Origin of the sequence: Arthrobacter jiangjiafuii (genome assembly GCF_018622995.1) — a bacterium.
In the GTDB taxonomy this organism is placed as follows: Bacteria; Actinomycetota; Actinomycetes; order Actinomycetales; family Micrococcaceae; genus Arthrobacter_B; species Arthrobacter_B jiangjiafuii.
In genome coordinates this window covers 2914260-2933723 of sequence record NZ_CP076022.1, presented here as the reverse complement: position 1 = coordinate 2933723, position 19464 = coordinate 2914260, and the positions used below count along the sequence as shown (strand labels likewise).

Below are 19464 nucleotides of genomic sequence, written 5' to 3'. Positions count from 1 at the left end.
CCAGATCAATCGCCCCTTACGGAACGAAAGACGCAGACCCCATGACTGAGTACACCCCCGACACCCATACCGATTCCGCGGAGAATCCGACCACCAGGCGGGGGTTGCGGGAGCACACCCGGCAGTGGGCCGACGACGGCGGAACGGCCGCCCGGGAGCTGCCCGGAAATGATGATTCCTGGGTCCTGCAGCCCGGCTTTGCCGCCGAGGCCCCGGCTGTCCTGCCGCCGGAGCCGGATTTCCAGCCGGATGCCGCCGCATGGGAACAACCCTTGGAGCAGGACGCCGGCAACTGGGCTGGCGCACCGGGCCGGGACTGGGACCCGCGCGAGGATGAATGGAACGCTGAAGCGCCCGCCCTGCCGGACTATGCAGGGCAGCCCCTCTCCCGCGCCGAGGTGCGGGACCGCGGCACCTCCCGCCGCCGGGCTTCCTTCCTGGACACCCAGACCGCACGGATCCCCGCAGCCCGCGGAGTCCGGGGACTGCTGAGCAGCGTGGGCCTGCGGATGTCGCCGTCCGCAGCGGAGCTCGCGGAACGCCGAGACATCCGCGCGGTCAGCCAGCACTGGCCCGGCCCGCGGACTATCTCCGTGGTCAATGGCAAGGGTGGAGCCAACAAGACGCCAACCACGGTGATGCTTGCCGCTGTTTTCGCCCGCAATGGCGGCGGTCCCGTGCTGGCCTGGGACAACAACGAAACCCGGGGAACCCTGGGCTGGCGCACGGAGCAGGGGCCGCATGACGCCACCGTCATGGACCTGCTTCCCAACACTTCCAGCCTGCTCTCGCCGTCGGCCCAGTCCGCTCTCCTGGCCCGCTTTGTGCATCATCAGACCGAGGACAAGTTTGACGTCCTGCGCTCCAAGCCTGACGTCCTGGCTTCGGAGCAGAAGATCACCATGGCGGATTTTGACGCCCTGCACGAGGTGGCCTCGAAGTACTTCCGGTTGAACCTGATCGACTCCGGGAACGATGAAAGCGCCGAACGCTGGCTGCGGATGATTCACCACACGGACCAGCTGGTGATTGCCACGACCACCGTCGAAGAACATGCCGAGGCCGGAGCGCTGCTGCTTGAGGCACTGCAGGAACGCGGCGGCATGTTTGCCCGGCTGGCCGCCGACGCCGTGGTCATCGTCAGCCAGTCCGACCGCAACGGTACCCAGGCGCAGGTGCGCTCGGTGGCCCGCGGGTTTGCGCCCCTGGCCCGTGCCGTCGCCACCATCCCGTACGACGCCGCGCTGCGCAAGGGCCAGATCCGCTTCGGCTCCCTGCGCCCGGCAACCCAGCGGGCCTGGCTGGCCGCGGCTGCCGCGGTGGCGCAGGGTCTGACGGAACCGGCGCGTACCAGTTAGTCAGCTTGCTTATTGTCGTCGTCGTTTTCTAGGGTGGGGTGCAGCGGGATCAAAGCGGTTCCGGAGCAGTCCAGCCGGCTGCACCCACGGATTTACCAGAAAGTGGAGGCAACATGTCCAAGCATGATATTTCCGGCAAGAAGGTCGCATTTCTCCTGACCGACGGCGTGGAGCAGGTGGAGCTCACCAGTCCTTGGGAGGCAGTGAAGGACGCCGGCGGCGTGCCGACCCTGGTCTCCCTCTCCACTGGAACGGTGCAGGGGTTTGACGGGATCGACAAGGGCGAGACCTTCACCGTCGACCTGGCCGTGGCCGATGCCAATGCCGGCGACTACGACGCCCTGGTGCTGCCCGGGGGAGTGGTCAACGCCGATTTCCTGCGGGTCGACAAGGACGCGCAGGGCTTCGCCCGTGCTTTCTTCGAAGCACACAAGCCCGTCGCCTCGATCTGCCACGGACCCTGGCTGCTGATTGAGGCAGGCGTGGTCAAGGGCCGGGACATGACCTCCTACCCCTCGCTCGCCACTGACCTGAAGAACGCCGGAGCGAACTGGAGCGACGAGGAAGTGGTGGTGGACCAGGGCCTGGTCACCAGCCGCAACCCCGGCGACCTGCCCGCGTTCAACGACAAGCTGGTCGAGGAAATCGCAGAAGGCGAGCACGAGGGCCAACACGCCTAAGCCTCCGCCCGGATCAGCGCAGGTTAGGTCCGGCCGGGTCGGATAATGGGGTGGGGACAGGCGTCTCCGCCCCATTTTTTGTCCGCCCGAACTGCCTGGAGAGCCGCACATGAGCATTGCCGACCGGTACCTGTGCACCGGGGTGTCCTGGGACGACGCCGGTCCCTTCCTGGCGCTGCGCACTCCCGACGGCGCCGCCAGCCAGCAGCGGCTCGACGCCGGAACCGTGCTGTCCTACCGTGTCTTGTCCGGTTCCGGCACGGATGATGCGCAGAGCGCGGCCCCGCGCTACTGCCTTGGCTCCGTCAAGGTGCAGGACCGGCACACCCGCATCTCCGAGCCCTGCCCCGGACACTCCGCCGCGGAACGCGGCTACCAGTGCGGACCCTGCTTCGCCCGCGACGACTGGCGCTTCGTCCATAACAGCCACCGGTCGGGAATCGCGCCTCCGGGCCTGTTGCTCTACCTTGCCCAGCCGCACTGGCTCTACATCGCCACCTTCGCGGACGGCACCACGAAGGTCGGCACCGCCGCCGACGGCCGCAAGGCGCTGCGCCTGACCGAACAGGGGGCCGTGCACGCCCGGTACGTCGCCGCCGCCCGGGACGGGCGCGTGGTGCGCATCCTGGAAGACCTGGTCACCGCCGACGCCGGACTGGTCCAGGCCGTGCGCTCGGGAACCAAAGCCGCTGCCCTGGCCCGCCCGCTGGCCCCGGACATCCTGGAGCGCATCAATGCCCGGCATGCGGCGGCAGTGCGGACGCAGCTGGCCGCCTCCGGCCTGGAAGGCTTCACCGTGACCGATGAGACCTGGCGGCGCCCGGAGCAGGCCCTAGCGGTACTGGGTGCCCCGGGAGCGGAGCCCTATCCGCTGGACCCGGGCAGCGGCGAGCACGGCCTGGTCATCGAAGCGATGCTGGGCGCATCGGCCCTGGTGCGGGTGGAGGACGCCGAGACTCCCTTTGTCGCTGATCTGGCCCGGCTCAAAGGCAGGCGCCTGCAGACCGGCGCCTACCGCAGCGCGCTCCCTGCCCTGCAGCCGGCCCTCTTCTAGGGCGCGGCCGCAGGGCACCGCCGTCCTCCGCCATCGCAGTCGGCACCGCAGGGGAACGCCCGGCGGCCGACCGGCGTTTCGCGGAGGGCGGGAGTGCCCCTGTATTCTGGGGGCATGCTAAACACCCCGTGGGAAACCGGCTCTGCCCTGTACCGGAAGCTGGTGGTCTCCGCGTTGGTGGTCTCCGGAGCCGGAGTGCTGATGGTTCTCTTCGGTGCCATCAGTGATTCCCCGTTGCTGATGTACATTGCCGCCCCGGTGATCGTGGTGGGCATGTGCCTGCACCTCGCCGGCATGGTGGTACGAGCCCGGGACGCCCGGCGCCGGATGAAGGGAAGCAAATGAGCATCAACCCCGATCTGCAGGGACGCAGCTATCCCGCGGGCGAGCCCTACCAGGTAGGCCGCGAGAAGATCCGCGAGTTCGCCCGCGGAGTCAAGGCCACCCACCCCGCCCACTTCGACGTCGCCGAGGCCGAACGCCTCGGCTACGCGGACCTGGTCGCTCCGCCCACCTTCGCCGTCATCGTCGCCCAGCGCGCCGACGCGCAGCTGATTGGCGACCCCGACGCCGGAATCGACTTCACCCGCGTGGTCCACGCGGACCAGCGCTTCACCCACCACCGCCCCATCGTGGCCGGCGACGAACTCGTCACCGAACTTCACGTGGACTCGGTGCGGGCCATGGGCGGCGGCGCCCTGCTCACCACCCGGTCGGAGATTTCCACCACGGAGGGCGAAAAGATTGCCACCGCCATCTCATCCATCCTCGTCCGCGGAGAAGGGCAGTAACGCCATGTCGATTGCATTGAGCGAGCTCGCCCCGGGACGGGACATCGGATCCGCGTCGCTGGAGATCACCCGCGCGGACCTGGTCCGGTACGCCGGCGCGTCCGGCGACTTCAACCCCATCCACTGGAATGAACGGTTCGCCCGCAGCGTCGAGCTGCCCGGCGTCATCGCGCACGGCATGTTCACCATGGGTGCCGCCGTGCAGCTGGTGACGGACTGGATCGGCGATCCCGGCGCCATCATCGACTACCAGACCCGCTTCACCCGCCCCGTACCCGTGGAGGACATGGACGGCGACGCCGCCGGCGCCGTCGTCGAGGTGTCAGGTGCCATCGGCGCCATCGACGCTGATAACTCCACGGCCCGCGTGGACCTCACCGTTACGTTCAACGGCCAGAAGGTCCTGGTCAAGGCACAGGCGGTTGTACGGATCTGGTGAGCGCCCTGACCTCTGTGCCCCTGGCATCACTGACCACTTCCCGAGTCGGCGGTCCGGCCCGCCGCTACATCAACGCGGAAACCGAAGACGAGCTGATCGGTGCCGTCCGCGCGGCCGATGAAGCCAGGGAACCGCTGCTGATTGTGGGCGGCGGCTCGAACCTGCTGATTTCCGACGCCGGTTTTGACGGCGCCGTTGTCCACGTCGCCACCCGGGGGCTCGAGATGGAACACGCCGGCGACGGGTCGGTCACCGTCCGCGCGCAGGCCGGCCATCCATGGGACGAGCTGGTAGCGCAGACCCTGCGCGAGGGCCACTCCGGCCTTGAGGCGCTCTCCGGCATCCCCGGCCTCGCCGGTGCGACGCCGGTGCAGAACGTTGGTGCCTACGGTGCCGATGTTTCACACAGCATCACCGGCGTCCGGGCCTGGGACCGGCAGGAGCGCACCATCGTCTCCTTCACCAACGCCGAGCTGGCGTTTGGCTACCGCGACTCGCTTCTCAAGCGCAGCACGGTCAACGGTTCGCCCCGCTACGTGGTCCTCACGGTCGACTTTGGCCTGACCCGGGGTTTGGACAGTGCACCGGTCCGGTATGCCGAACTGGCCCGGGCCCTGGGCGTGGAAGTGGGGGAGCGGGCAGCCGCCGAGGATGTCCGCCGCGAGGTGCTCCGGCTGCGCGCCGGCAAGGGCATGGTGCTCGACCCGTCCGATCCGGACACCTTCAGTACCGGCTCCTTCTTCACCAACCCCGTTGTGCCCGAGGCCGCGATTGCCCACCTGCCGCCGGAGGCCCCGCGCTATCCGGTGGCCCAGCCCGGCATGGTGAAGCTCAGCGCCGCCTGGCTGATTGACCGCTCCGGGTTCCCCAAGGGCTTCGGTCTGCCCTCCACCGGGCAGGGCACCGAACTGGCGGGCGGACGCGCCTCACTGTCCACCAAGCACACACTGGCCGTGACCAACCGCGGCACTGCCACCGCCGAGGACCTGCTCGCGATTGCCCGGGCCGTGGCCGACGGGGTGGAAGACGCCTTCGGCATCCGGCTGCACCCGGAACCGCTGCTGATCAACTGCAGCCTCTGATAAGCGTGAGCTGACGGCCCAACCGAGGCCTGCAGCCGGCCCTCATGCTCCGTTCCAGCCGCCGAGCGCCGGGCCTTTGCGCGCCCGGGCTGCCGCCGCCCGTGTGCTGTGAATGGCAATGCGGTCCCGGCGCGGATCCAGGAAATGGCAGTTGCACAGCCACTGGACCAGGCGCGGTATCAGGCTTATCTGGGTCCGGCGGTCCTGGAGGCCCGGCAGCAGCCAGTCCGGTTCCAGGAACCCGCCCAGCGTATACAGCAGGTCCTCGGCGCCGAAGAGCCGGGCAAAGGCATTGTGCGGGTTGAAGGCGCATTCCAGACCGAGCAAATCCCTATCGTCCTGAGCCAGGTACCGCCATCCCTCCGTTTCCAGATACTGCCGCAGCCGGGCCTCTACACGCCCGTATCTGGCGGCGGTGGCGCTCTGCTTGCCGACGCTGCTCATGATAAAGAAGCTGTCGAGAATGGCCTGGATGGGCTGCGGCTCTGCGGGTTTGTGCTCCATGGGCACACCCTGCCACCCGCCACTGACAATCGGCCGGCCAGGTATCCTCAAGACCATGAATCGATGGCTGCGGCCGGCGACCGCCTATCTGGCAGGTGTCCTCCTGGCCTTGGGAGCCCTGCGAATGGCGTTCCGGATGATCGATGGAGGAGCGCCCTGGCCGGCCGCGGCACTGATGCTCGCGACCGGCGTCGTGCTGGTTCTCCTGCTGCTCCGCTTCCGGAGCGGGCGGAAACGGAGGGCGGGGTAGGGAGAAAGCGTGGGGCAGGGCGAGTGAAGCCGGCCTACAGCGTGCCGGTAGCGATCTTCAGCATGCGTCGCAGCGGCTCGGCAGCGCCCCAGAGCAGCTGGTCGCCAATGGTGAAGGCGCTGATGTACTTCGGACCCATTTCCAGCTTGCGGATCCGGCCCACCGGAATGTCCAAGGTGCCGCTGACAGCCACCGGCGTCAGCGCCGCCATGGTGGCTTCCTTGGTGTTGGGGACCACCGTGGCCCATTCATTGTCGGCGTCGATAATGCGTTCAATCTCGGCCACCGACAGGTCCTCGGTGAGCTTCAGCGTCAGGGCCTGGGAATGCGAGCGCATGGCGCCGATCCGGACACACAGCCCGTCAAAGGGGATCCGGCCGTCAGCATCCAGGCCCAGGATCTTGTTGGTCTCTGCGCCGGCCTTCCACTCTTCCTTGGACTGTCCGTTGCCCAGATCCGCATCAATCCACGGAATCACCGAACCGGCCAGCGGCACGCCGAACCGGGACGCATCCATTTCCGGATTCCGCTGCTGCGCCAGGACAGCGCGGTCGATCTCCAAGATGGCGGAGGACGGGTCGGCCAGCTTGTCGGCCACCACGGAATTGAGGGAGCCGAACTGGTTCAGCAGCTCGCGCATGTGCCGCGCACCGCCGCCGGAGGCAGCCTGGTAAGTCATGGAGGTGCCCCACTCGACAAGCCCGTTGCGGAACAGTCCGCCCAAACCCATCAACATGCAGGAAACCGTGCAGTTGCCGCCCACGAAGTTCTTCACGCCGCGCGCCAGCCCGGCGTCGATGACGTCGCGGTTCACCGGATCCAGGACAATGATCGAATCCTGCTCCATCCGCAGGGTCGACGCCGCGTCGATCCACAGTCCGTCCCAGCCGGCGTCGCGCAGTTTGGGATACACCTCGGCGGTGTAGTCCCCGCCCTGCGCGGTGACGATGATCGGCAGCTTGGCCAGCGTCTCAACGTCGTACGCGTCCTGCAGGGGACCTGCTCCCTCCGCGAAGGACGGCGCGGCGCCGCCGGCATTGGAGGTGGAGAAGAACACGGGGTTGATCAGGTCAAAGTCGCCCTCATCCTGCATGCGCTGCATGAGGACCGAACCGACCATGCCCCGCCAGCCGATGAAGCCAGCGGTGGGTACGGGGGTAGCTGCGAAAGTCATGGTCCCAGTTTAGGGCAGGACGCCGTGGCCGTCCTGATTGGTTACCCGGGAATCCGTTTCTCCGGTCCGCGCCCACAGTGCGATCCGGTACTCGGTGCCGTTGGCGGCGGTGTGCCAGCCCTCGGCCGGACTTACCGCGGCGAACGTCCATTCCGGCCCGAGCCGCGGAGCGTAGGTGTCACCGGCGATGCTGGTCCCGATGACCGTCACCACAGCGGCGTCGGCCAGGGGAGCGGCTGCCTCATACAGCTGTGCGCCGCCCACGATCCAGACCTGCTCGGCGCCCGGGCTGCGGCGGGCAGTGTCCAGCGCCTGCTCCAGGGAGGGGACGACGACGGCGCCGGCCGGCTCCAGTTCGGCGGCCAGGGTGTCGCTGGAGCTCACCACGATATTGGTGCGCCCGGGCAGCGGCCGATAGGCGGCCGGGAAGGATTCCCAGGTGCGCCGGCCCATGATGACCGGGTGTCCGGCGGTGGTGTTCTTGAAGTGTGCCAGGTCTTCGGGCAGGTGCCAGGGCATGCCGCCGTCGCGGCCGATCACGCCGTCCACGGTCTGGGCCCAGATCATGCCCACCAGCGGCTGCGGCACCCCGTTTGGGCTGCCTGCGGCCAGCGCGGCTTCCAGGTCCCGGCCGTCGCCGGCGTCATCCGTGCCGGTGACTGGGTAGTAACGGATGCTGCCTGGGGTGGTCATGGCGGGCCTCTCAGACTGCAATGGGTGCCTTGATGCCGGGGTGGTGCCGGTAGTCCAGGACCTCGAAGTCCTCCAGCGCGTAGTCGAAAATCGAGTCCGGCTTCCTGGCCAGGCGCAGCTGCGGGTACGGGAAGGGCTCGCGGCTGAGTTGTTCACGGACCTGGTCCACATGATTGTCGTAGATGTGGACGTCGCCGCCGGTCCAGACGAACTCTCCCGGCTCCAGTCCGGTCTGCTGTGCGACCATCAGGGTCAGCAGGGCGTAGGAGGCAATGTTGAACGGGACCCCGAGGAAAAGGTCGGCGGAGCGCTGGTAGAGCTGGCAGGAGAGCTTGCCGTCGGCCACGTAGAACTGGAACAGGGCATGGCACGGCGGCAGGGCCATATTGTCCACCTCGGCCGGGTTCCAGGCGGTGACGACGTGGCGGCGGGAATCGGGATTGGTCCGGATGCTCTCGACCACCTTGGCGATCTGGTCGATCTGTCCGCCGTCCGGGGCCGGCCAGGAGCGCCACTGGACGCCGTAGACCGGGCCGAGTTCGCCGTCGTCGTCCGCCCATTCATTCCAGATGCTCACGCCGCGCTCCTGCAGCCAGCGCACGTTCGAATCCCCGCGCAGGAACCACAGCAGCTCCAGGGCGACCGACTTGAAGTGCACCCGCTTGGTGGTGATCAGCGGAAAGGATCCGCTCAGGTCAAAGCGCATCTGGCGGCCGAAGACGCTGCGCGTGCCGGTGCCGGTCCGGTCGGACTTCTGCGTTCCGTTGGCCATGACATCGCGGAGCAGGTCTTCATACGGGGTAGGAATAGTCACCGGACCAGTCTATAGAACCCTCCGCCTGCTGCTGCCGCTCACGCAGGGCCGGAGAGCGCGGACACCAGGCGGCGGTAGCGGCGCAGGGCCAGGACGCCGGCCCCGCCCATCGCCGCCAGGAAGGCCAGCGTCGGCAGCGCAAACAGCAGGACCGATCCGTCAGGCGGAAGGAACCAGCCGCGCAGGCTGATCCAGGCCATCAGCATGGATAGCTCCACAGCCGTCAGGGCCAGGAAATACAACGTGGCGTCCATGCCGGCCAGTTGGTGCACCTGCTCATCCACGCCCGCCGGCGCAGCGTTGTTGAGCGGAAGCCGCCGGCAAACCAGAGCCGTCAGGTAAAGGAACAGGACCAGCCCGGCCGACACCAGCGGGCCGAAGAACACACTCCCGACAGACTTGTCCTCATAGCCGTCAGCAGTGCCGGAACCGTCCCAATGCACCGGCACGCGCTCGGGGAGCGTGGGCCAAGCGGCTGCTCCCACCGCTGCCACCAGCGCCACGACCAGCCCGGCGGCGAAATACCAGCCGCGGTGGACGCCGGGTACGGCCATGCTTATCGGTGTCAGAGGGCTCCGCCGGCGGCCTCGGGCGCCCCGGCGTCGTGCTCGCCGCCGTCGCCTACCCGCTCACGCGCCATGAAGTTCTCCAGATCGAAGAGGTTCTCGGCGCGCTTGGCCACGGTCAGCAGGGTGGACATGGAGGCGACCTCCTCCACCTGCTCCTTCAGGAACCACAGCATGAACTGCTCGCCCAGCGCGTCTCCCTCGGCGCGGGCGGCAGCAAAAAGCGCCTCGATCTGGCGCGTGACCTGCTGTTCCTGTTCCAGGGCCAGGGTGATCGGCTCCACCACGCTGGAGAAGTCGTTGCGGACCGCGGCAATGCCGGGGATCTGCACGGGCAGGTCCCGGTCCAGCATGTACTGGACAAGCATCATGGCGTGGTTGCGTTCCTCGACCGACTGAGCGTAAAAGTGCCGGGCCAGCTGTGGCAGGTCTTCGCCGTCGAAGTACACCGCCATCGCAATGTACTGCTGTGAGGCATTGAATTCGTTGCCGATCTGGGCTTCAAGGAGCTTTGTGAAAGTGGTCATAGGCCCCACCCTAGGCCGGGGCCTGCTCCGAAAAAAGCACGGTAAGGCTTAGCTTTCCTGGGTCTGAACGCGCTGCCGTCCCGCTGAGTGTCGAGATGATGCCCTCATGACTCTGGGCCGCCCGCCCATTGTCGAGGTGATGCCCGTATCGCTGCTGGATCCCGGCACGACGCCAACAGTCGATGTGGGGGAAGGGCGCGATCACAACACTCGGCCGCAGGGAAAGGGCGCGATCACAACACTCGGCCCTCGATGCCGGCACGCGGCGGCCTCACTGCGTCAGTCGTCGAAGGCCCGGAACCGCTCCAGCGACACGATCCGCCCCTCGCCGGCAGAACTGACCTGGCAGATGACGGCCTCACCGGGGGCGAGGTAGGGGTCCTTGCCGGGCAGCCCGACGGACAGGCCGGCGGGCATGTGCCGTGCCAGGACCTCGAACATCAGCGGCAGCACCGGCCGGTGCGTGCACAGCACCACCGGCTTGCCCTTGTCGAAGAGCGATTCCACCGCCTTGCGGGCCTTTCCCGGCTTGCGCTTGGCGCTGTGCTCGGTCAGGGCATCAACGGTCTTGAACTTCACGCTCCGGGTTTTCACATACGGGCGCACGGTCTGTACACACCGCACCCAGGGGCTGGACACCACCCGGTCCGGCTGCCAGGCGGCCAGCAGCCGGGACACGGCCTGAGCCTGGCGCAGTCCGGTCGCAGCGAGGGTGCGCTCACCCTCGGCCCGCGTCCAGGAGGACCGCGGCTTGGCCTTGGCATGCCGGACCACAATCAGGGGCCAGGTCCGGAGCCGGCCCTCGGCATACGCCTCTTCAAGCGAGCGCAGCGGCAACCGGTCCGAGGGGTTGGTCAGCGCCGCATGGGCCTGCGACGGAGTGCACCAGCGGATTTCATCCGCTTCCTTGCCGTCCGGCTGCGGCTTGCCGTCCTGGATGCGGGCAGCCCAGTAATGGACGATCTTCAGGCCCGAGGCCACCGGATACACCGGGGCCGGAAGCGGGATGCCGAGGCGGATCCGCACGCCGGCTTCCTCGAAGACCTCCCGGACCGCACACTCGGGCGTGGTCTCACCGGCGTCGAGCTTTCCCTTGGGCCAGGACCAGTCGTCGTAGCGCGGGCGGTGGATCATGAGGACCTCGAGCTCTCCCTCACGGACCCGCCAGCACAAGGCTCCGGCGGCAACCACCTTGATGGTCTCCTCCGCTCCCCGGTCCGGAACGGCAACCTCGTTCTGAGACGCCGACGCCGACGCCGGCGCTGGTGCTGACGCCGGTGCCGGCGCGTCGGGGCGCTGCGTCTGCTCCTCCATCGGTGTCCCTGATTCGGCAGGCATGGTCATCAGCGGCGGACGGCGGCGCGCTGGCGGGAGCGGGAGGCCAGCAGCATCGACTGCACGTCCTGCAGCGGTTCCCCCTCCTCGTCCTTGTGGTGCCGGGTCCAGATGCCGTCCTTTTCCAGATGCCAGCTCGCCGTGGCCGGATCGATATAGCGGTCCATCAGGGAGATCAGGTAGGCGATGTCCTCACGGGACGCCAGCTGCACCAGGGCCTCCACCCGGCGGTCCAGGTTGCGGTGCATCATGTCGGCCGAGCCGATGAACACCACCGGATCGCCGGCATTGGCAAAGGCGAAGACGCGGGAGTGCTCCAGGAACCGGCCCAGGATGGACCGGACGGTGATGTTCTCGCTGAGCCCGGGAACTCCGGGGCGCACCGAGCAGATGCCGCGCACGATCACGTCAACGCGCACACCGGCCTGCGAGGCACGGTACAGGGAATCGATGATCGCCTCATCCACCATGGAGTTGACCTTGATGATCACGCGCGCGTCCAGGCCGGCCTTCTTGTTGGCGATCTCCCGCTCGATGCGGTCAATCAGGCCCGAACGGACGGAGCGGGGCGCCACGAGCAGGCGCTTGAACGTGGACTTCGGCGCGTAGCCGGAGAGCTGGTTGAAGAGCTTGGTGAGGTCCTCGCCAACCTGCTCGTTGGCTGTCAGCAGCCCGAAGTCCTCGTAGTAGCGGGCGGTGCGCGGATGGTAGTTGCCCGTGCCGATATGGCAGTAGCGGCGCAGCCCGTCCACTTCCTGCCGGACTACCAGGGACAGCTTGCAATGGGTTTTCAGGCCCACGATGCCGTACACCACGTGCACCCCGGCCTGCTCCAGCTTGCGGGCCCAGGAAATGTTGGCCTGCTCATCGAAGCGTGCCTTGATCTCCACGAGCGCCAGCACCTGCTTGCCGGACTCGGCGGCGTCAATCAGGGCGTCGACAATGGGGGAGTCCCCCGACGTGCGGTACAGCGTCTGCTTGATGGCCTGGACCCGCGGGTCCGCCGCGGCCTGCTCCAGGAACGCCTGGACCGAGGTGGAGAAGGAATCGTAGGGGTGGTGCAGCAGGATGTCGCGGCGGCGCATGGCGGCAAACACGTCGGCCGGCTTGGAGGTCTCAGACTCCTTCAGGTGCGTGCTGGTGTGCGGGACCTGCTTGGGATAGTGCAGGTCCGCGCGGTCGATCCGGCTGATCGGTGCCAGGCCGCGCAGGTCCAGCGGGGCGGGCAGGGCGTAGACCTCGTCCTCTTCCACCCCGAGTTCGCGCACCAGCAGTTCGCGGATGCTGGGGTTGATGTCGGTGGTGACTTCGAGGCGGACGGGCGGACCGAAGCGGCGGCGCAGCAGTTCCTTTTCCAGCGCCTGGAGCAGGTTCTCGGCGTCGTCCTCTTCTACTTCCAGGTCCTCGTTGCGGGTCACCCGGAAGGTGTGGTGCTCCATGACGTCCATGCCCGGGAACAGCTGGTCCAGATGCTCGGCGATGACGTCCTCCAGCGGGATGAAGCGGGCCACCCGGCCGGCGACGTTCCCGGCGCGGGGACCGTCCACGGAGATCAGCCGCGGCAGCTGGTCCGGGACTTTCACGCGGGCAAAGAACTCCTTGCCGCTGACCGGATTGCGGACCACCACGGCCAGGTTCAGCGAGAGGCCGGATATGTACGGGAACGGATGCGCCGGGTCCACGGCCAGCGGGGTGAGGATCGGAAAGACCTTGGACGCGAACTGGCGGTGGAGGTAGGCCTTGGCGGCGTCGTCGAGCTCGTTCCAGCTCACCAGATGGATCTGCTCCTCGGCCAGGGCGGGCCGGATCTGCCGGGCGAAGACCTCGGCGTGGCGTTGCTGCAGCCGGTAGCCGGCTTCGACAATGTGCTCCAGCTGCTCGATCGGGCTCAGCCCGGCAGCGGAAGGCACGGCCAGGCCGGTGGCGATCCGCCGCTTGAGCCCGGCCACGCGGACCATGAAGAACTCGTCCAGGTTGGACGCGAAGATGGACAGGAAGCTGACCCGCTCCAGCAGGTACAGGTCCGGATCTTCGGCAAGTTCAAGTACCCGGGCATTAAAGTGCAGCCAGCTGATTTCCCGGTCCAGGAAGCGTTCGGGGCTGATGTCTCCTTCGGGGACCAGCGCCGGCCCGAAATCCGGAATGTCGATCCGGTCCTCGGTGGCCCGGGGCGCAGACAGGGACTCTGCCGACCCGAAAGTGTAATGCGGTTCGGCGGCGGTATCGGATCCCATGTTCTCTCCCTGCAGTACTTGCGGCGGTTCGGTCTGTGTACCGGGCGTGCCGGCGGACACAGCCGTCAATTCAACATTACAAGCTGTTGGCGCTCAACCGGCCGCGTACATCACGTCGGTGTCCCAGCGGACAAAGCCCAGCCGCCGGTACAGCGCCATGGCCGGCTCGTTGTCGGCGTCGACGTAAAGCATGATCGCCCGCAGCCCGGCGTCCTGCAGATGCCGGATGCCGGCCACGGTCAGCGTCTTGCCCAGTCCCAGGCCCTGCGCTTCGGGGACGACCCCCACCACATACACCTCGCCCATGGGCGGGTGGCCGCCGGCGCCGGCATGCACCTTGGTCCAGTGGAAGCCCAGGATCGCGCCGTCGTCATCCCGGACGGCCAGCAGGAACCCCTCGGGATCAAACCAGTCCTCGGCCATGCGCGCCTGCAGGTCGGCTCGGGTCATGCCGCCCTGCTCGGGATGGTGGGCAAAGGCGGCAGCGTTTGCGGCGAGCCAGGCGTCCTCGTCCGCCCCGGGCCGGAACGCGCGGACCGAGACCCCGTCCGGCAGCGTGGTGTCGGGCAGGTTGTCATCGCCGCGGGTCAGGCGCAGGCGCAGGAGCTCACGGACCGGCCGGTAGCCAAAGCGCGCAGCGAGTTCGACGGCGGCCTCATGGTTCCCGTGCGACCAGGCCTGGGGTGCCGGGGCAGCTGAGGTCTGCAGGTAATCGCGAATGGCGGAGGCCAGCGCACTGCCCACGCCCTTGCTCCGGAAAGCCGGATGCACCACCAGTTCCAGCACCCCGGGACCGCCGACCGCATCCCGGACGAGCACTGCGACGCCGGCCAGGGCCTGGGTGGCGGAGGGATCGGAAGAATCGTCGTTGGCGTAGGTGGCGAAAACCAGCAGGGTGTCCGGGTCGGTTTCGGGGGAGCGCAGGTCCACCAGGGTCTGCTCCGAGAGCGGCGGGTTGCCGTCGGCGTCATTGGCGGCAGCTGCCAATTCGCGGATGGAGGCCAGCAGTTCGGGCTCCGGTGTTCCCTTGCTGAGCGCTACGGGCCAGGGCATTACGCGTTCGTCTCTCATTGAAGAAGCCTAGCGCCGGGAACGCAGGGGGCAAACATCCCTGTCGGCGGGCGTTCAGGCCTCTTGGCTGGCCGCGGCCGCGGGGTCCTCGGCCAGGCGGGCACGGGTGAAGCGGTAGCCCACATTGCGGACGGTCCCGATCAGATTCTCGTGGTCGGCGCCCAGCTTCGCCCGCAGCCGGCGCACGTGGACGTCCACCGTGCGGGTGCCGCCGTAATAGTCGTAGCCCCAGACCTCGTGCAGCAGCTGGTCCCGGGTAAACACCCGGCCCGGATGCTGTGCCAGGTACTTCAGGAGTTCGAATTCCTTGTAGGTCAGGTTCAGTGCCGTGCCGTTGACGCGGGCGGTGTAGCTGGCTTCGTCAATCACGACACCGGAGGCCCGGATTTCGGTGCTGGAATCCGCTGCTGAGGCGTTGGCCCGCGCAGCCATCAGGCGCAGCCGGGCCTCGAGCTCTGCGGGGCCGGCGGAGTCGAGGATGACGTCGTCGGCGAGCCAGTTGGCGGCCACTGCCGCCATCCCGCCCTCGGTCAGGATCAGCACCAGGGGTGTGCCCAGCCCGGTGGCCTTCAGCAGCTGGGTCAGGGACCGCGCACCCACGAGGTCCCGGCGGGCATCGACCAGGACGACGTCACTGGGGTCGGTCTCCAGCAGGGCAGTGGGCTCCGCGGGGACAACCTGGACCTTGTGGTTCAGTAATCCCAGCGCCGGAAGCACATCCGCCGAGGGACCCAAACTGTTGGTCAGTAGCAAAATGTGCGACATGATTCCTCCGAAAGTTGGGCGCACATCATTGGGCACAGGCCTAGGCGCATCCATAGGACGCGAAGGTGGTTGAAAGTATACGCACGGAGGGCCGCCCGACCTGTAGCTTTCATCTCGCCCGCGTAATAAGGCAGGATGGCTTAAGTGAAACTTTGGAGCGTAGCGGTGCTGGCGGCAGTGGCCCTTATTGGCATCGTAGGTGCTTCGTACTGGTCAGTGGCGGCAGTTGCGGTAGTTACCGCTGTGCTTGCGGTCATCACGGGGGTCGGATGGCCGCATCTGCTGGACGTGCCGGCCAAGAAAACGCAGGGTGCAGTGCTGGCGCTCGCCGGCGTGGCCGCCTGCGCCGCCGCCTATGCCGCGCCGGCCACCGCCCTGCTGACCTGGCTGCCCGCCGTCGTCGCCGTCGGGGTGGGAGCAATCTTCCTGATCCAGCTGCTGCGCGGCACCGGGCAGGCCCACCGGCTGGAATCCACCATCGGCAACATCGCAGGTGTGCTGCTGACCGTGCTGGGTTCGGGCTGGGTCGCGGCTGACCGGCTGGCCGGTGCCGATGGGAGTCCCGCCGGAGTGACCATCGCCTCCGCCGGCATCCTGACCGCACTGGCGGTCAGTCTCATCCCGCTCCCGGACCGGATCGTCGCGCCGCTGGGCGTAGCAGCCGGCGCATTGGCCGGAGCACTGGCGGGCGCCCTTCACCCCGAGGCCGGCGTGGCAGTGCTGTCCGCCGCGCTCATGGGTGCCGTCACAGCCGCCGTTGTCGTTGCCGCACGCCGCCTGATTCTGTCCCGGGGCGACATTCCCAGCCGCCGGGGGCTTCTCTCCCTGGCCGTCGCTCCGATCCTGGCGATGGGCTCCGTGGTCTACTTCCTGGCCACCCTGCTCGTTCCCTGACGCGCACCGGCGGAATGTCACGGAAGGAAACGCCGCCGACTGCGGGTTAGGATGTAGCTATGGACCCGCTTGTAGCTCTTGAAATCTTCTTCATCGTTCTGCTTGGCATCACCGGTGTCGGTATGGCGGCCTTTGCCGGCCTTGTCATCACCCGCCTGTACAAAGGGCAGAAGTAACCCACCGCAGTTCCCGGAAGGAATAAGGTCAGCGCCATGCCCATGGAGATCCCCACCGATCTGACCCCTGAACTGGTGCCGCTGTCGTGGCTGCTGGGTGTCTGGGAAGGCTCCGGCCGCCTGGGCGAGGGCGAAGCCGACTCCGAGTACTTCACCCAGCGCGTCACCTTCAGCGAGAACGGGCTGCCTTACCTGCAGTATTCAGCGGAAAGCTGGCTCACGGACGAGGAAGGCACAGTCCTGCGCCCGCTCGCCGTCGAGACCGGATTCTGGGCGCTTGACCGCCCCCTGAACGACGCCGACGGCGGCCCCGGCCTGATGCCCGCCGACATCGTGCCGGCCCTGCGCAGCGCCGACGAGGTCGAAAAGCTCCGCAACGACACGGGCGGCTTCGACATCACCGCCACCATCGTGCACCCCGGCGGCATCGCCGAGCTCTACTACGGGACGATCAAGGGCCCGCAGATCTCGCTGAGCACCGACGTGGTGATGCGCGGCGTGAATTCCAAGGAATACACCGCCGCCACCCGGATCTTCGGCCTGGTCAACGGAGACCTGTACTGGCGCTGGGACGTCGCCGCCGGCGGCAGCCCGCTGCAGGCCCACGCCTCGGCCATTCTCAAGAAAACCTCCTGATCCCTGTCCCTGCTCCACAACCGGGCGGAATAGCGCCCCCGGCAAGGACGTTGCACCAGCTATGACTTATGTGAGCCCCCTTTTGTCCCGCCACGGTGCGGTTGAAGCCGGCGGCCCCGATGCCGGCGTTGCGTCCCACTACGGCGATCCGCTGCGCGAGCAGCGCGACCTCGCCCGTGGCACGGCCGTGGTGGACCTGTCCTACCGCGGCGTCGTCACTGTCAGCGGACCCGACCGTCTGAGCTGGCTGAACACGCTTTCCTCCCAGCAGGTGGCCAGCCTGCAGCCCGGTGCGAGCTCGGAACTGCTGCTGCTCAGCGTCCAGGGCCGGATTGAGCACGACGCACGGATCATCGACGACGGCGAGACGGCCTGGCTGCTGGTGGAAGCTGCCGAGGCACCGGTGCTGGCGCAGTGGCTGGACCGGATGAAGTTCATGCTCCGGGTCGAGGTCGCAGACGTCAGCAGCGACTGGGCGGTGGCAGGCAGCGTGACTCCGGTGCCGGCCTGGGCACAGTACCAGTGCTGGACCGATCCCTGGCCCAACATCGGGCCCGGCGGCTTTGCCTACACCGGGGTGCCTGAAGACTCGCATCCCGGCCGTGACCGGCCCTGGCACGAGTACCTGATTCCTGCCGCTAAATTCGCCCAGGCCATAGAGGCGTCCGGCCGCTCCCTGGCCGGAACCATGGCATCGGAGGCGCTGCGGATTGCCGCCTGGCGCCCACGGCTGGGGGCCGAGACCGACGACAAGACCATTCCGCACGAACTGGACCTGATCCGTACCGCCGTACATCTGGCCAAGGGTTGCTACAAGGGCCAGGAAACTGTGGCCCGGGTCCACAATCTGGGCCACCCGCCGCGCCGGCTGGTGTTCCTGCAGCTGGACGGCTCGCAGCACACACTGCCGGCCCCGGGCAGCGAGGTGCTGCTGGGGGAGCGGAAGGTCGGGACGGTGACCTCCGTGGCCCAGCACTACGAGATGGGCGCTGTTGCCCTTGCCGTGGTGAAGCGCTCGGTTGACCCGTCCGCCACCCTGGTGGTGAACGACGACGGCGAGCCCTACGCCGCAGCCCAGGAAATCATCGTTGCGCCGGACGCCGGGCAGGTTGTTGGCCGCGCCGGCGGTTTCCTCCGTCCGCCCCGCTGACCCTCCTCCACCACTTTTCCAAGGAGAACTCCCGAACATGACTGATCCCGCCCGCCCCGCCGGTTCCGCCGCAGATCCCAGCCCGGATGTACCGGACGCCGCGGCGACCGCCGAAGCTGCAGACCCGCGGATGCTTGAGCTGGCGGAGAGCCTGTTCGAAGCCGCCCGCTCCGGCGACATTGAGCTGCTGCGGAGTTATTTGGATGCCGGGGTGCCGGTGTCGCTTACCAACGCGGCCGGAGACAGCCTGCTGATGCTGGCTGCCTATCACGGGCATGCGGGCCTGGCCGCTCTCCTGGTGGAGCGCGGTGCCGATGTGAATACGCTCAATGACCGGGGTCAGTCGCCGCTGGCCGGCGCCGTGTTCAAGGGTTACGCCGATGTGGTGCGCGTGCTGGTGGCCGCGGGCGCCGATGCGGACAGCGGCAATCCGTCAGCCCGGGCCACGGCGCAGTACTTCGCCCGGCCGGAGCTCCTGGAACTGCTGTAGGAAATACCGTTCAGCTGCCCTAGCCGGCCAGCTGGACCTCGGAGCGCACGCCGACGGCGACAAAGCCGGCTCCGGCAGCGGTGCGGGCGGCCCCGATGTTGTCCAGCGGCGCGCGGAACTGCGGAATCAGGCCCGCTGCCATGGCTTCCTCTACCGCAATCGAGGTGACATAGCGGCCCAGTCCGCGCATCCGGGCGGTGGGAGCGGTCAGGGTGGAGAGGTCCGCGAGGATTCCGTCGCGCACGCTGAACCCGGCTCCGGCCAGCGGAACCGGCTCCGCCAAGCTGTCATCCACCACGATGAACAGCGTCTCCTTGCCGGCCAGGCTGGCCTCGGCGACGTCGTCGGGCGGGCACAAACGCTCCAACGCAACGGCCAGGTCATGGTCCTCGGCCACGGCAACGTCCTCGTCCGGCTCCACCGGCCCGGGGAAGGAGTCAGCGAAACACAGGTGCTCGGAGCCAACCGTGCGGCCGCCGTACTCCACGGCCAGACTGGCCAGTGCGCTGTGGCGGCTCAGCTCGTCGGCGCTTTTGCCGCGCGCACGGTCGGCAGCCCACTCGGGGCCGCAGAACACCTCGCGCCCGAAGAGCTTCACAAAGGAGACCCGTCCGGTCCTCTCCTGGAGGCTGTAAATGCGCCTGCCCTCCGGCGCACCGGACAGGGCATCGTCAGCCAGGCCGAGGCGGCGGGACCAGGCGAGCTGGATGATCGCGATCGTTCCCGGATCCAAGTTCATACTTTTCAAACTACACCGGCAGGGACGACGCCCGCCGCCTGC

23 protein-coding genes are annotated in these 19464 nt (G+C 67.9%); 12 read left to right on the top strand and 11 right to left on the bottom strand.

From position 1 onward, the window contains the following. Positions 1-41: 41 nt before the first annotated feature. From KKR91_RS13760 to KKR91_RS13730, 7 genes are all read left to right on the top strand, one after another. Complete coding sequence (locus KKR91_RS13760) at positions 42-1358, top strand: MinD/ParA family ATP-binding protein (protein ID WP_210227957.1); 1317 nt, start codon at positions 42-44, stop codon at positions 1356-1358. Positions 1359-1471: 113 nt separating this feature from the next. Then, complete coding sequence (locus KKR91_RS13755; RefSeq protein WP_210227959.1) at positions 1472-2038, top strand: type 1 glutamine amidotransferase domain-containing protein; 567 nt, start codon at positions 1472-1474, stop codon at positions 2036-2038. Between the two features lie 109 nt (positions 2039-2147). Beyond that, positions 2148-3092, top strand: a complete 945-nt coding sequence (locus tag KKR91_RS13750) for a DUF2797 domain-containing protein (RefSeq protein WP_210227961.1) — start codon at positions 2148-2150, stop codon at positions 3090-3092. Positions 3093-3206: 114 nt separating this feature from the next. Next, entirely contained in the window at positions 3207-3437 is a 231-nt protein-coding gene (locus tag KKR91_RS13745; RefSeq protein ID WP_210227963.1) for a hypothetical protein, read from the top strand. Continuing rightward, the gene (locus KKR91_RS13740; protein ID WP_210227965.1) at positions 3434-3883 is read left to right on the top strand and encodes an FAS1-like dehydratase domain-containing protein; all 450 of its coding nucleotides are present in this window, start codon (positions 3434-3436) and stop codon (positions 3881-3883) included. Before KKR91_RS13745 ends, KKR91_RS13740 begins: the two co-directional genes overlap by 4 nt. A 4-nt stretch (positions 3884-3887) precedes the next feature. Continuing rightward, entirely contained in the window at positions 3888-4322 is a 435-nt protein-coding gene (locus KKR91_RS13735; protein ID WP_210227968.1) for a MaoC family dehydratase, read from the top strand. Between the two features lie 5 nt (positions 4323-4327). Next, complete coding sequence (locus tag KKR91_RS13730; RefSeq protein ID WP_210228336.1) at positions 4328-5404, top strand: UDP-N-acetylmuramate dehydrogenase; 1077 nt, start codon at positions 4328-4330, stop codon at positions 5402-5404. Between the two features lie 42 nt (positions 5405-5446). Here KKR91_RS13730 and KKR91_RS13725 read toward each other — a convergent pair whose 3' ends face one another. After that, a complete protein-coding gene (locus tag KKR91_RS13725; RefSeq protein ID WP_210227970.1) occupies positions 5447-5908 on the bottom strand; it encodes a hypothetical protein in 462 nt (153 codons plus the stop codon). Between the two features lie 55 nt (positions 5909-5963). Between KKR91_RS13725 and KKR91_RS13720 the strand changes: the two genes are divergently transcribed. Beyond that, on the top strand, positions 5964-6158 hold the full coding sequence (locus KKR91_RS13720) for a hypothetical protein (protein WP_210227972.1): 195 nt from the start codon (positions 5964-5966) through the stop codon (positions 6156-6158). Between the two features lie 34 nt (positions 6159-6192). On the opposite strand, the gene asd is transcribed toward KKR91_RS13720, so the two are convergent. The 9 genes from asd to KKR91_RS13675 all read right to left on the bottom strand — a co-directional run bounded on the left by asd (position 6193) and on the right by KKR91_RS13675 (position 15337). Then, positions 6193-7332, bottom strand: a complete 1140-nt coding sequence (gene asd, locus KKR91_RS13715) for an aspartate-semialdehyde dehydrogenase (RefSeq protein WP_210227974.1) — start codon at positions 7330-7332, stop codon at positions 6193-6195. A gap of 9 nt (positions 7333-7341) precedes the next feature. Then, on the bottom strand, positions 7342-8025 hold the full coding sequence (locus KKR91_RS13710; RefSeq protein ID WP_210227976.1) for a dihydrofolate reductase: 684 nt from the start codon (positions 8023-8025) through the stop codon (positions 7342-7344). 10 nt (positions 8026-8035) lie between these two features. After that, a complete protein-coding gene (locus tag KKR91_RS13705) occupies positions 8036-8839 on the bottom strand; it encodes a thymidylate synthase (protein WP_210227978.1) in 804 nt (267 codons plus the stop codon). 38 nt (positions 8840-8877) lie between these two features. Beyond that, complete coding sequence (locus tag KKR91_RS13700) at positions 8878-9393, bottom strand: DUF1648 domain-containing protein (protein ID WP_210227980.1); 516 nt, start codon at positions 9391-9393, stop codon at positions 8878-8880. A gap of 11 nt (positions 9394-9404) precedes the next feature. Continuing rightward, positions 9405-9932 (bottom strand): ferritin, encoded by a 528-nt coding sequence (locus tag KKR91_RS13695; protein ID WP_210227982.1) that lies wholly within the window; start codon positions 9930-9932, stop codon positions 9405-9407. 279 nt (positions 9933-10211) lie between these two features. Next, positions 10212-11246, bottom strand: a complete 1035-nt coding sequence (locus KKR91_RS13690; protein ID WP_210227984.1) for an NUDIX hydrolase — start codon at positions 11244-11246, stop codon at positions 10212-10214. Positions 11247-11275: 29 nt separating this feature from the next. Beyond that, positions 11276-13501, bottom strand: coding sequence for an RNA degradosome polyphosphate kinase (locus KKR91_RS13685; protein ID WP_210227986.1), 2226 nt, complete (start codon positions 13499-13501; stop codon positions 11276-11278). A 93-nt stretch (positions 13502-13594) separates the two neighbouring features. Continuing rightward, positions 13595-14572: a mycothiol synthase gene (gene mshD / locus KKR91_RS13680; protein WP_210227988.1), complete on the bottom strand. Its 978-nt coding sequence runs from the start codon at positions 14570-14572 to the stop codon at positions 13595-13597. 54 nt (positions 14573-14626) lie between these two features. Next, a complete protein-coding gene (locus KKR91_RS13675; RefSeq protein ID WP_210227990.1) occupies positions 14627-15337 on the bottom strand; it encodes a winged helix-turn-helix transcriptional regulator in 711 nt (236 codons plus the stop codon). Between the two features lie 144 nt (positions 15338-15481). Between KKR91_RS13675 and KKR91_RS13670 the strand changes: the two genes are divergently transcribed. The 4 genes from KKR91_RS13670 to KKR91_RS13655 all read left to right on the top strand — a co-directional run bounded on the left by KKR91_RS13670 (position 15482) and on the right by KKR91_RS13655 (position 18683). Further along, positions 15482-16231, top strand: a complete 750-nt coding sequence (locus KKR91_RS13670) for a hypothetical protein (RefSeq protein WP_210227992.1) — start codon at positions 15482-15484, stop codon at positions 16229-16231. Positions 16232-16443: 212 nt separating this feature from the next. Further along, positions 16444-17043, top strand: coding sequence for a nitrobindin family protein (locus KKR91_RS13665; protein WP_210227994.1), 600 nt, complete (start codon positions 16444-16446; stop codon positions 17041-17043). 61 nt (positions 17044-17104) lie between these two features. Continuing rightward, entirely contained in the window at positions 17105-18193 is a 1089-nt protein-coding gene (gene ygfZ, locus KKR91_RS13660) for a CAF17-like 4Fe-4S cluster assembly/insertion protein YgfZ (protein WP_210227996.1), read from the top strand. Positions 18194-18230: 37 nt separating this feature from the next. Further along, on the top strand, positions 18231-18683 hold the full coding sequence (locus KKR91_RS13655; RefSeq protein WP_210227998.1) for an ankyrin repeat domain-containing protein: 453 nt from the start codon (positions 18231-18233) through the stop codon (positions 18681-18683). Positions 18684-18702: 19 nt separating this feature from the next. Here the strand turns inward: KKR91_RS13655 and KKR91_RS13650 are convergent, their stop codons facing one another. Beyond that, positions 18703-19422 carry a GNAT family N-acetyltransferase gene (locus KKR91_RS13650; protein WP_210228000.1) on the bottom strand — a complete coding sequence of 240 codons (720 nt, stop codon included), beginning with the start codon at positions 19420-19422 and terminating at the stop codon, positions 18703-18705. Between the last annotated feature and the right edge of the window lie 42 nt (positions 19423-19464).